This is a genomic window from Alteromonas sp. AO-Serp (assembly GCF_017849675.1).
In the GTDB taxonomy this organism is placed as follows: domain Bacteria; phylum Pseudomonadota; class Gammaproteobacteria; order Enterobacterales; family Alteromonadaceae; genus Alteromonas; species Alteromonas macleodii.
In genome coordinates, this window is the sequence record NZ_JAFLMX010000183.1 from 19,400 (window position 1) to 31,444 (window position 12,045).

10 protein-coding genes are annotated in these 12,045 nt (G+C 45.4%); 6 read left to right on the forward strand and 4 right to left on the reverse strand.

Annotated features, from left to right (window positions below; genetic code table 11):
• Nucleotides 1–39 precede the first annotated feature (39 nt).
• Nucleotides 40–1,695, forward strand: a complete 1,656-nt coding sequence (locus QVA83_RS12790) for a FapA family protein (RefSeq protein ID WP_014976276.1) — start codon at nt 40–42, stop codon at nt 1,693–1,695.
• Nucleotides 1,696–1,714: 19 nt separating this feature from the next.
• Here QVA83_RS12790 and QVA83_RS12795 read toward each other — a convergent pair whose 3' ends face one another.
• The 4 genes from QVA83_RS12795 to QVA83_RS12810 all read right to left on the reverse strand — a co-directional run bounded on the left by QVA83_RS12795 (nt 1,715) and on the right by QVA83_RS12810 (nt 6,889).
• Nucleotides 1,715–3,118: a diguanylate cyclase gene (locus tag QVA83_RS12795; protein WP_069944135.1), complete on the reverse strand. Its 1,404-nt coding sequence runs from the start codon at nt 3,116–3,118 to the stop codon at nt 1,715–1,717.
• 132 nt (nt 3,119–3,250) lie between these two features.
• Nucleotides 3,251–4,486, reverse strand: coding sequence for a kynureninase (kynU, locus tag QVA83_RS12800; RefSeq protein WP_081333980.1), 1,236 nt, complete (start codon nt 4,484–4,486; stop codon nt 3,251–3,253).
• A complete protein-coding gene (locus QVA83_RS12805; RefSeq protein ID WP_069944245.1) occupies nt 4,476–5,618 on the reverse strand; it encodes an alpha/beta hydrolase family protein in 1,143 nt (380 codons plus the stop codon). The genes kynU and QVA83_RS12805 overlap by 11 nt, the downstream gene beginning before the upstream one ends.
• A gap of 95 nt (nt 5,619–5,713) precedes the next feature.
• Nucleotides 5,714–6,889 carry a thiolase family protein gene (locus QVA83_RS12810; protein WP_014949162.1) on the reverse strand — a complete coding sequence of 392 codons (1,176 nt, stop codon included), beginning with the start codon at nt 6,887–6,889 and terminating at the stop codon, nt 5,714–5,716.
• A gap of 352 nt (nt 6,890–7,241) precedes the next feature.
• Here QVA83_RS12810 and QVA83_RS12815 point away from each other — a divergent pair, with 352 nt between their 5' ends.
• The 5 genes from QVA83_RS12815 to QVA83_RS12835 all read left to right on the forward strand — a co-directional run.
• Nucleotides 7,242–7,649: a MerR family transcriptional regulator gene (locus QVA83_RS12815; RefSeq protein ID WP_014949161.1), complete on the forward strand. Its 408-nt coding sequence runs from the start codon at nt 7,242–7,244 to the stop codon at nt 7,647–7,649.
• Nucleotides 7,646–8,815 (forward strand): isovaleryl-CoA dehydrogenase, encoded by a 1,170-nt coding sequence (locus QVA83_RS12820; RefSeq protein ID WP_069944133.1) that lies wholly within the window; start codon nt 7,646–7,648, stop codon nt 8,813–8,815. Before QVA83_RS12815 ends, QVA83_RS12820 begins: the two co-directional genes overlap by 4 nt.
• 257 nt (nt 8,816–9,072) lie before the next feature.
• Nucleotides 9,073–10,680: a carboxyl transferase domain-containing protein gene (locus tag QVA83_RS12825; protein ID WP_069944132.1), complete on the forward strand. Its 1,608-nt coding sequence runs from the start codon at nt 9,073–9,075 to the stop codon at nt 10,678–10,680.
• 11 nt (nt 10,681–10,691) lie between these two features.
• The gene (locus QVA83_RS12830; protein WP_014949158.1) at nt 10,692–11,492 is read left to right on the forward strand and encodes an enoyl-CoA hydratase/isomerase family protein; all 801 of its coding nucleotides are present in this window, start codon (nt 10,692–10,694) and stop codon (nt 11,490–11,492) included.
• A partial coding sequence (locus tag QVA83_RS12835) for a biotin carboxylase N-terminal domain-containing protein (protein WP_287498525.1) occupies nt 11,482–12,045 on the forward strand: 564 nt, incomplete at its 3' end. The genes QVA83_RS12830 and QVA83_RS12835, both read left to right, overlap by 11 nt.

Sequence of the window (12,045 nt, forward strand, 5' to 3'; positions counted from 1 at the left end):
GATAAAAAGAATACACGTGCGCAAGGGAATAAAGAAGTTATGAATGGCGTAACAATAAGCTTCGACAAATCAAGAACCTACATTAACTTACAGTTAAATCCTTCTGATTTCACGTCAGAAGTTGATAGTAGGGAAATAAGAAAGCAACTAGAGAGCGGAGAAACTAAGCGACTGTATGTTTCTGAAAAAGCGTTAAAGTCGGCCTGTGATACAGCTAATCATTATTTCAAGACGGGTGATAGCACTGTCGTTCAGGAACGCATTGGCGAGCGCAAAAATGCTGAAATTGAATTTCGCATTCCCGAGGATGGGATGCAGGCGAACCTTGTGCTGACCACACCCTATGGCGGTAAACTTCCCTCATTAAGTACCGTTAAATCTCTAGCAGTAAAAAACAGAATCATTCGTGGCTTAAGCACCAAAACCATTGAATCTATGCTTACCCAAGCAAGGCAGTCTCCTCCAGGCACAGTACTAGAACAAATTGTCGCGAAGGGCCTACCAGCTAGAAATGGCAAAAACTCAAAGTTTATTCCCCTGGTACCAAACGCACTTGAAAGGGTGTTAAAACCCCAGACGGGTGATGGCGAGCGCGTGGACATGCGTAATTTAGGCGAAGTAATTTGCGTTAAAGTGAACACGCCTGTGCTGAGAAGAACCGAGCCAACTCAGGGCCGTTCTGGCTTCGATATCAAAGGGAATAAAATTCCAGCCGTTGCGGGCGAATGGGTTAACTTTAAAATGGGCAGCGGCACCGTGGTGTCCGACAGCGACGCCAATTTATTAATGTCTGCAATTTCTGGTATGCCGAAATACCGAGACCAGATAATGAACATTGACGATACCTTCATTTGTAGCGGCGTGAACGTTGGCTCTGGGCACGTGAATTACGAAGGTGCAGTATTGGTAAACGGCGATGTTACAGAGAAAATGCAAATCAAGGCCGCAGGAGATGTAACCATTAACGGCTTTGTGGAGTCGGCGTATATCGAGTCTGGCGGCGACATCATCATTACCGAAGGCGCGATGGGTAAAGTTAACGATACTCAAGGTGAATTCCAATGCCAACTAGTCGCAGCCGGCAGTATCCACGTTCAACACGGTCAAGGCATTGATATTCAATGTAGCGGTAATATTACTGTTGGTCGTCAGTTGGCGTATAGCCGCCTGCGTTGCGGCGGCGCAGTCATAGTTGGACAAATTGATAAGCCCATGGGAAACCTATTTGCTTGTGACATTATCAGCCAAGATCGCGTTGAAGCTGGCACTTTAGGCGCTGTATCTGGCAGTACATTGAAAGTTGATTTTAGCCCGGGCTTTAACCAACTGTTAGAGCGCAAAGACTCTTTAGATGAATTGTTGAAGCAAATTCGCGAAAACAATCTTAAACACAAAGAAAAGATTAACCTTATTCAAGGTAAGAAAGTGCCTAAAGAGCTTCAACGTAAAGTAGCTGAAGCGTTAGAGCTTTTTAACAATGAGAGCGCATTGCTGGAGTGGCTTGAAAACAAAGCCAACGACGTCAAAGCAGCAAAAGAAAACTACCAGTCTGATATAAAACTTATCGCAAACAAACGTCTTTATCCCGGAGTATCGGCGAAGCTTAATAACCGTAACTGGCGTTCTGAGCGAGAATACGACAGGGCGCAAATTCGTTACGATTCGCACCAATGGCACTACGACCCTTTAATTTGACCTAACTAGTTCACTGAAGTTACTGTGCTACAGTTACGCTGCCATACCCTTGGCGCTTTGACTGGTACAGTGCCTTCATGGTGCGTTCAAACCACTCTGTGAATTCCTCAGACTCCCTGAGCTCAGATAAACCCATGGCCGTTTTAAAGCTCTCGACAAGCGAGTGATGGGTAGAAATGCAGTCTAACAATCTGTCTGCAAGGTTTTTAGCTGCGTTTAACTCGGTTTGAGGGCACAAGATAATGAACTGTTCACCGCTAAAACGCGAAACAACATCGACTTCTCGAACGGTATTTAGACAATTCTTTGCCACGGCTTTTAGCGCCTCTTCTTTAGCCGAGGGCTCAATTGAATCTCTGTCATCGCTTACAGGGGTTAGTTCGATAACAATTAACGAAGCCGTAGTGTGAAATCGATGGAAACGTGAGATTTCTTCTTCCGCTCGCTGGATCATATGATTGCGGTTATATAGCCCCGTTACCGTGTCGTGAGCAGACAAGAAAGCAAGGGTCTTGTTCTTTTCTAACAAGGTTGCTTGTAACGCACCTATTTCCTCGTTTTTCTGGTTAATAATACGCTTGTAGCCGCTAACGTTTCTATTTCTAAAAGTAAAAAGCAAGAAAACTAAAATGACAATTGCGGTGCTCAAAACCATAACGACATAGTTACGACTATAGCGAACTTGGACATTATTCCACTGCTTATAAATTTCTACCTTTCGCGTTTCTGGAATACGCTCAATGGCAAAGTTAAGCTTGTCCACCAGGTGGCCATAGGTTTTGTTCACACCAAAAGCTAATGAGTCGAAGGGCTCGGCGTAACCAACAATATTGAGGTCTTTCAGCTTCAAATTATTGATGTGCATATTCACGCTCATTAATGAGCCCACCATTACATCAAACTCATCATTCGCCAGCTGCTTTAGCCCTTCTTCTTCAGACGGAATAAGCTTTAAACGTAACCCCGGATAGTGTCGTGAAATATATTCAACTTGGCGATAACCCTGAACAATCCCTACTACTCGATTTCCCACTCCAGCGTAGCCTTGTATCATTGGCATACCAGACTTAGCCACCAGCACATTGGGCGCTTCAAAATACGGCACACTAAAGTCGAGGAACTGCTTTCGATAGTCGGAAGTATTTAGCATGGGGATAACTTGGCACTTCCCCTGCTGAACGTACTCTAGGCTCTGTTGCCAGCTCTCAGTGGGCACTAGGGTAAACGTTAACTCAGATATTTCAGCAATAAGCTGCATATATTGGGCAGAAATCCCCACATGGATACCGTTTCTGATTGCTTCGTAAGGCGCCCAGTTAGGATCTATACAGTACGTTACATTATTAGATTGTTCAGATGCCGCCTTTTGACCAGCTTCTGCTTGTAGGAGCGCGCTAAAACAACTCGCTCCTACAAACAACATGGTACAAAGCAGATATTTTCTTATTTTTTTCAACTGCACACCCAAAACATGTGAAGATATCGATGACAACCGCGAAGTATTAAGCGTAAATTCAAAAAATGCAATTATTTAGCTGATAATCTCGCTTTTCAGCTAGGTAACGCTCTGTCTTTGCTGAAACTCATCGTTTTCATAACGCTTTTCATTCATAATTTTGGTCAAGCTTGCCACCGCTTTTTCAATATCGACGAAACTTAAATACAGTGGAGCAAAACCTATTCGCAGAATATTTGGTGCACGGAAATCAGCAATCACCCCCTCAGCGATCCAAGCTTGGCAAATGGCGTAAGCGTGGTCGTGAGCGAAAGCTAGCTGACTACCTCGATTATCAATATTGGGGCTTACAATGGAAAACTTTTCCAGAAGGCCTGCGCGCTTGGCTTCAGCGATGAAAAATGCCTGTAGCTTTTTGGATTTTTCATCAATAGCTTTAAGTGATACATCTTCAAATACGTCTAATGCCGCATCTAAAATGCTCATTCCAATAATTCCTGGCGTACCGCACAAGTTTTGCTTCACGGAATTGTCGCCAGCGTAATCAGGGGAAAATGAGAAAGGCGAGCTGTGTCCCATCCAACCAGACAAAGGTTGTTGATACTGTGCTTGATGTCGTTTAGCAACATAGATAAACGCTGGCGCGCCAGGGCCGCCATTTAGATATTTGTAAGTACAGCCGACTGCAAAATCCACATTACATGCGTCTAGGCTGACAGGAAATGCTCCAGCACTGTGCGCTAAATCCCACAAAGTTAAAATGCCCTTTTGGTGGGCTTGCTCGGTAATAGTTTGCATATCGAGTTTATTGCCAGTTCTGAAATTTACCTGTGTCAGCATCAGTACGGCAATATCATCAGTTAACTGCGACCCAATGCATGCTTCGTCAACATAGCGAATACTGTAATCGCTGCCTATTAAGTCAAGCAGGCCTTGCACCATGTATATGTCGGTAGGAAAATTATCGCGGGTAGTCGCTATTACCTTGCGACTTGGGTGCATTTTTAACGCCGCGCTTAATACTTTAAACAGATTGATAGAAATGGAGTCACAACAAATAACTTGGCCACTTTTAGCGCCAATCAGACCGCCAATCTTATCACCCACTATTTGAGGTAGATGGATCCACTGATGCTTGTTCCAGCTTGTAATGAGCCCCTTTCCCCACTGTTCATTGACAACTTCGTCAGCTCGCTGTTTCGCAGCCTTAGGAAGAGGCCCTAGCGAATTCCCGTCTAAATAGACCGTATTAGCGGGAAGCGAAAACGCCTGCGCCTTGTCACGGAGTGGATCTTTAATATCAAGTTGTTCAGCTGAAAAAACCTTATTCATCATGTTCACTAATAACCTCAAGTAAAGCATCAAAGGATGTTGATTCAGGGTGAAGCCAATCGAAATGGCCACCATTTTTAATTATTTTTTGGTTGGTTCCAGATAATACAGCGTGGCGCGCTGGCACTATACTATCAGCATCGCCTTGGAGTAGTGTAATTGGCAAACTGCCATGGGTTGGGCGTGGTGTCGCCCTTTGATATGCGGTTGGAACATCTTCAGGCGTTCCATTCATGAATTTCGCTGTAGCCGACTGGCAGCTGTTATGTCCCATGGCATAGGACTGGATGTCCGTAATTGCCGCTAACCCGATAATCCGTTTTATGTTTGCGCGCGATAAGTTCAAGGATGACGAAGAAAGGCGTTGCGCAGCAAGCAAAGCTAAGTGCCCACCAGCAGAATGCCCCGCAATGTAAATGTTAGTGTAGCGCCCTTCGTTCTCTATTCGTTTTAAGGCTGTACTTATTGCTTGTGTCACGTCGTCTAAACTACCGGGCCAGCCACCGCCTTCATCACCTACACGCCGATATTCTGTTACGTAGACACCCATCCCAAGCTCTGCTAAAGCATGGTACATCCCTTTCGCATGTTCGTAACCGTAGGCATTAAGCCAACACCCACCGTGAATAAATATTAACGCTTTATCAGCATACATTTCGTTCGCAGACAAACGTCCATGCCAAGTATAAATCGTTTGTAATGGGTCATCGCCGTAGCTGAATTGTTCATCAGCTTCACTTGTTGGCAAGACACCCAACGCCGAATAAGGCACCTGGCTTGTCTTCTTGGGGTAGATAGCTGACGATTCACTGTTGGCATGGGCACTGTTGGCATGGGTGTCATCCGAAGTCTTTTTTTCTTTGTTAGTGTGGGTGTCTTCCGAAACAGCGCCGTCAGAAACATCAACGATTGATTGAGTTTCGTGAAGCGCAGACAGAGTTAAGTCATCGTGGGTGTCTTCATTACTCGATAAAGAACGTGATTCCTCGTAGTGAGTGCCATTGTTACCGTGGGTGTCTGCGTAAGTCGAGTTTACTGAAAACGATGAGTCAGCTTGGACTTTCGCAACAAGCGTTAAAGTGGATAGCGCAACCGCAAGGGTTATAGAATTGATAACGTTAGTCACTGTCTTCATGCTTTTGTATTTTTCTTTATATTGAACCACAGAGCGAAATCAATGTGATTAGGCTCCGTGATTAAATATTTTACATATTAGCCATCTATAACGGCTTAGAGCATTTCAACGGCAAGCGCTACACCCTCACCACCACCAATACATAAAGATGCGATACCTTTGCGACCACCGCGTTGCTTAAGCGCGTGAAGTAGTGTTACCAAAATGCGTGCACCAGAGGCTCCAATTGGGTGACCCAACGCACAAGCGCCGCCTTTTACGTTTACTTTACTTTCATCTAGTCCAAGCTTCTTGACAGCCAACATGGTTACCATGGCGAAGGCTTCGTTAATTTCGAAAAGATCGACTTCTTCTTTCGTCCAACCTGCCTTATCCAGCACTTTTTCCATAGCGCCAACAGGCGCAACGGTGAAGTTTTCAGGTTCAATAGAATTTGTAGCGTGAGCAACCACGCGCGCAAGCGGTGCTAGACCAAGTTCATTTGCTTTACTTTCGCTCATTACAACCAGTGCCGCTGCACCGTCAGAGATTGAGCTTGAGTTAGCAGCCGTGACCGTACCGTCTTTTTTGAAAGCCGGTCTTAGTGTTGGAATTTTTTCTGGGCGAGCGGAACCTGGGCCTTCATCGGTATCAACAACAGTATCGCCCTTACGAGAAGAAACTGTAACGGGTACTATTTCATCGACGAAAGTTCCGCTGTTTATTGCTTCATGTGCCTTGGAAAGCGAGCTTAGAGCAAACTCATCCATTTCACCGCGAGAAATATTTTCTTCATCAGCAGTATCCTGTGCGAAGCAGCCCATTGCTTTGCCGTCATAGGCATTTTCCAGACCGTCTAGCATCATATGATCAAGTACTTGACCATGGCCCATACGATATCCCGTTCTAGCTTTAGGCAACATATATGGCGCATTACTCATGCTTTCCATCCCGCCTGCGACGACTGCTGTCGCACTGCCTGCTTTAATTAAGTCGTGGGCCATCATTACCGCTTTTAAGCCCGACCCGCATACTTTGTTGATAGTTGTCACACCTGCACTTAGCGGAAGCCCCGCCCCCAGTGACGCTTGTCTCGCCGGAGATTGACCAAGACCAGCAGGTAATACACACCCCATGATGACTTCATCAATTACAGAGACATCCATCTCTTCACAGGCTGCTTTAATCGCAACTTCTCCAAGTTTGGTCGCAGCAAGCGAAGACAAATTACCGTTGAAACCACCCATTGGTGTGCGCTTAGCCGCGACAATAACTACTGATTCGTTACTCATAACCGTGCCCTTAAAATTCATTTAAATTATAGAGTTAAGTGAAGAAAGCTACGTAGATGTATACAAAAGTAAACACCCCTAACAGCTGCAACGTCTTGCCTTCACCATGAAAAATTGACGTTAGCAAAATGTTACTTTACCTTAACGTAAAATGTAATTAACGTTAACGTAAACCTGTACTAAGTATGTGTCAACCAAACACTACGTTTTAATATAGCGGTATATAAAACCATCTACCTTAAAACGATAGTGCTATTGCAATGACACCCAACCTACTACAGAGAATTTAATTACAATGACACCCACGTCAAAACAAGGGTGTTAAACAGCGCTGAAATACAAGGTACGTGTAATGAGCAAGTACGACGACGAAACAACATATGCAATAGGCGAACTCGCTCGAGAGTTTGACATTACTCCTCGTTCAATTCGTTTTTACGAAGAACAAGGCCTAATGTCACCGTCAAGAACGGGACAAAATCGCGTCTATCTGAACAAAGATAGAGTGCGCTTAAAGCTGATCTTGCGAGGAAAACGACTAGGATTTTCCCTTGCTGAAGTCAAAACACTGTTCGACATGTACGACACCAACCCCAATTCGGCTATTCAGTTAGAAGCCATGCTCGAAATGACTGAACAGAAAAGAGCGGTGCTTAAACAGCAGCTAGAAGACATCCAGATGTTAATGACTGAACTGGATGATGTTGAAGCACGTTGCCGTGAAGAACTCGCAGAACTCAAACGAGGAAATATCGCATGAACACCTCCTACCCTACTTTAAATTTTGGACTTGGCGAAGACATCGAGATGTTACGTGATCAGGTCTATCAATTTGCACAAAATGAGATTGCTCCTCTTGCTGAACAAGCAGACGCAGACAACCGATTCCCAAACCAATTGTGGACAAAACTTGGCGATATGGGCCTATTGGGCGTTACAGTTTCAGAGCAATATGGTGGCTCTGATATGGGCTACCTTGCGCATACTATCGCAATGGAAGAAGTTAGCCGCGCGTCAGGTGGTATCGGTTTGAGCTATGGCGCACATTCGAATCTTTGTGTTAACCAGATCTTTAAAAACGGTAATGATGCCCAGCGTGAAAAGTACCTACCTAAGTTAATAAGCGGTGAGCATATTGGTGCACTGGCAATGAGTGAACCTAATGCAGGTTCGGACGTTGTTAGCATGAAATTGAAGGCTGAAAAACGCGGCGACAAATACATCCTTAACGGCAACAAGATGTGGATCACAAACGGTCCTGATGCACATACATTTGTTATCTACGCTAAGACCGACCCTAACGCAGGGCCAAGAGGGATCACAGCGTTTATCGTAGAGCGCGATTTCCCTGGCTTTAGCCGCGCACAGAAACTCGACAAACTAGGTATGCGCTCTTCTAATACCTGTGAATTAGTTTTCGAAGATTGCGAAGTACCAGCTGAGAACATTCTTGGCAAAGAAGGCGAAGGTGTTCGCGTACTTATGAGCGGCCTAGATTACGAGCGCCTTGTTTTATCAGGTGGCCCGCTAGGCATTATGCAATCGTGCATGGATATCGTAGTACCTTACATTCACGACCGTCAGCAGTTTGGCCAATCAATTGGTCAATTCCAGCTAGTACAAGGCAAAGTAGCTGACATGTACACGCAAATGAATGCCGCACGCGCGTATGTCTACACCGTTGCACAGTCATGCGATCGCGGTGAAACAACGCGAAAAGATGCTGCTGGCGCTATCCTTTATTCAGCGGAACTAGCAACCAAAATGGCATTAGATGCTATTCAACTACTTGGTGGTAATGGCTACATCAACGAATATCCGACAGGTCGCCTATTACGTGATGCCAAGCTTTATGAAATTGGCGCAGGAACGTCTGAAATTCGCCGAATGCTTATAGGCCGCGAGCTATTTAACGAATCGAAGTAATACGGAGTTCTGGGTGGAAACAAACTTCGTTTGAAACAGGGAAAACTCAGGCATTCCCTGTGTCATAGAAATTAGGAAGACACCCACCCTACTCTATTTAAAGTAGATTTAGAAACGCTGAACTTTATTAATAGGCTAATGAATTGCAAAGACACCCAGCGCAGCGAAAGCGCTTAGCATGGGTGTCTCGCTAATCATCTTGCTAACTAGTGGCTAACGCGACAGCCGGTCGCATAGGCCCAACACAAGGAGGGGTTATGCCCGTTCTTCGCTCAAGTATAAATACGAAATCTGAAACATTTATCGCAAATGCCGAGCACATGCAGGCTCAGGTAAATGATCTCCTCGAAAAAATCGAACAAATTTGCCAAGGTGGCGGTGAAAAAGCGGCGGAGCGCCACGTGTCTCGAGGAAAACTTCTACCTCGCGACCGAATCAACGCACTGATTGACCCAGACACGCCTTTCCTAGAAATAGGCCAGCTGGCTGCATGGGAAGTCTACGAAGACTATGTACCTTGTGCCGGAGTCGTTGCCGGTATCGGTATCGTTGCAGGTATCGAGTGTATGATTGTAGCTAACGATGCTACTGTAAAAGGCGGGACGTACTACCCCCTTACCGTGAAAAAGCACCTTCGTGCTCAGACTATCGCAGAGCAAAATAACCTACCTTGTATTTACTTAGTAGATTCAGGTGGCGCTAACTTACCTCGCCAAGATGATGTATTCCCAGATAGAGAGCACTTTGGTCGCATCTTTTTTAATCAAGCGAATATGTCTGCTAAGAATATTCCTCAAATTGCGGTAGTAATGGGTTCCTGTACAGCTGGTGGTGCTTATGTTCCCGCCATGGCTGATGAAAGCATTATCGTTAAAGAACAAGCGACTATTTTTCTGGGCGGCCCACCGCTTGTTAAAGCTGCAACAGGTGAAGTTGTTACCGCAGAAGAGCTTGGCGGTGGTGACGTTCATACTCGAATTTCGGGCGTTGCCGACCATCTCGCCAACAACGACCACCACGCACTCTCATTAGCGCGTAATGCTGTCTCCAGACTAAACCGAAAGAAGCCAGAATGCCTAGATGTGGCCGAGGTAAAACCTCCACGCTACGACACCAAAGAAATCTACGGCATTGTGCCTGCTGATAGTCGTCATACATACGATGTAAGAGAAATCATTGCGCGTGTTGTGGATGACTCAGACTTTGATGAGTTCAAACCGCTTTACGGCACAACCTTGGTTTGTGGTTTTGCGCGCATTTTCGGTTTCCCCATAGGCATTGTGGCTAACAACGGCATACTTTTCGGTGAAAGCGCGCTTAAAGGTGCTCATTTTGTCGAACTATGCGCCATGCGAAAAATCCCTCTCGTGTTTTTGCAAAACATCACAGGCTTTATGGTCGGTAAGCAATACGAGCATGGCGGTATCGCAAAACACGGCGCAAAAATGGTAACCGCCGTTGCATGTGCGAATGTGCCAAAGCTCACCGTGCTTATCGGCGGAAGTTTCGGTGCAGGTAACTACGGCATGTGCGGCAGAGCCTATGACCCACGCTTCCTTTTCATGTGGCCAAACGCTCGAATTTCTGTAATGGGTGGTGAACAAGCTGCTGGCGTTCTCGCTCAAGTTAAGCGCGACCAAAAAGAGCGCTCAGGCGAATCATGGTCTGCAGAAGAAGAAAAGGCATTTAAACAACCTGTTATCGATACGTACGAAAAACAAGGACATCCATACTATGCGTCTGCAAGGCTTTGGGATGATGGCGTTATTGACCCAGCGGATACTCGATTAGTGCTTGGCCTATCGCTTTCAGCGGCGCTTAACAAGCCTATCGAAGACACCCAATTTGGCATATTTAGAATGTAGGAGTGCAGGTAATGGAACAATCAGTAATTTACAGCGTAGATGAAAGAAACATTGCCACTGTTACTTTAAACAGAGCTGAAAAACATAATGCCTTTGACGACGAAATGATAAACGAGCTTACTCGCGTTTTTAAAAAAGCGGGGGAAGATAAAAGCGTTAGGGCACTAATCCTGAGAGCTGAAGGCAAAAGTTTCAGTGCAGGAGCCGATCTTAACTGGATGAAAAAAATGGCCAGTTATACCGAAGCGCAAAATGAAAGTGATGCACTTGCATTAGCAACCATGCTGCAGACGCTTTATAAAATGCCGAAGCCCACGATAGCAAGAGTACAAGGTGCAGCTTTTGGCGGTGCTGTTGGTTTAATTGCATGTTGCGATATTGCTATTGGAAGCAAGCTCAGTAAATTTTGCTTAAGTGAAGTTAAAATTGGCCTTATTCCAGCAACCATCAGCCCTTACGTGGTTGAAGCTATGGGCGCACGAGTATGCCGACGCTACTTCCAGACCGCTGAAGTATTTTCTGCGCGCAGAGCAAGACGACTTGGACTTTTGAGCGAATCAGTAACAGAAGACGAACTCGATAGCACTATCGACAATATTTTATCAAACATACTGAAAAACGGCCCCCAAGCAGTGGCGAAAGCAAAAGACTTAGTGCAATGGGTGTCTACGCAAGAGATTAACGATGCGCTTCTCACAAAGACGAGCAAACTTATCGCACAAGTTAGGACATCTGAAGAAGGTCAAGAAGGTCTGTCAGCCTTTTTAGAAAAGCGCAGTGCTTCATGGGTGGAGGTTAAGAATGATAAATAAATTACTAATTGCAAACCGTGGTGAAATTGCATGCCGCGTTATAAAGACAGCCAACGCTCAAGGTATAAAGACGATAGCCGTTTACTCTGACGCCGACAAAAATGCCCTTCATGTACAAATGGCTGATGAAGCTGTTTATCTAGGGCCATCTCCGTCGAAGGAAAGTTATTTACGAGGCGAGTTGATAATTGAAAAAGCAAAGGAGCTTGGTGTAGACGCTATCCACCCAGGCTACGGCTTTCTCTCAGAAAATGCTGAGTTTGCGAATCTATGCGCCAAAAACAATATTATCTTTGTAGGCCCACCAGCATCTGCAATTGAAGCGATGGGGTCTAAGTCTGCCGCCAAACACATTATGGAAAAAGCAGGTGTTCCTTTGGTCCCGGGCTATCATGGCGACGATCAAAGTGAAGCAGTATTAAAAGGCGCTGCCGATGAAATGGGATACCCAGTTCTATTAAAAGCCGCTGCTGGCGGTGGCGGTAAGGGCATGCGCCAAGTGTGGAGTGAAAAAGAGTTTTCTCAAGCATTAAATGCAGCCAAACGTGAATCT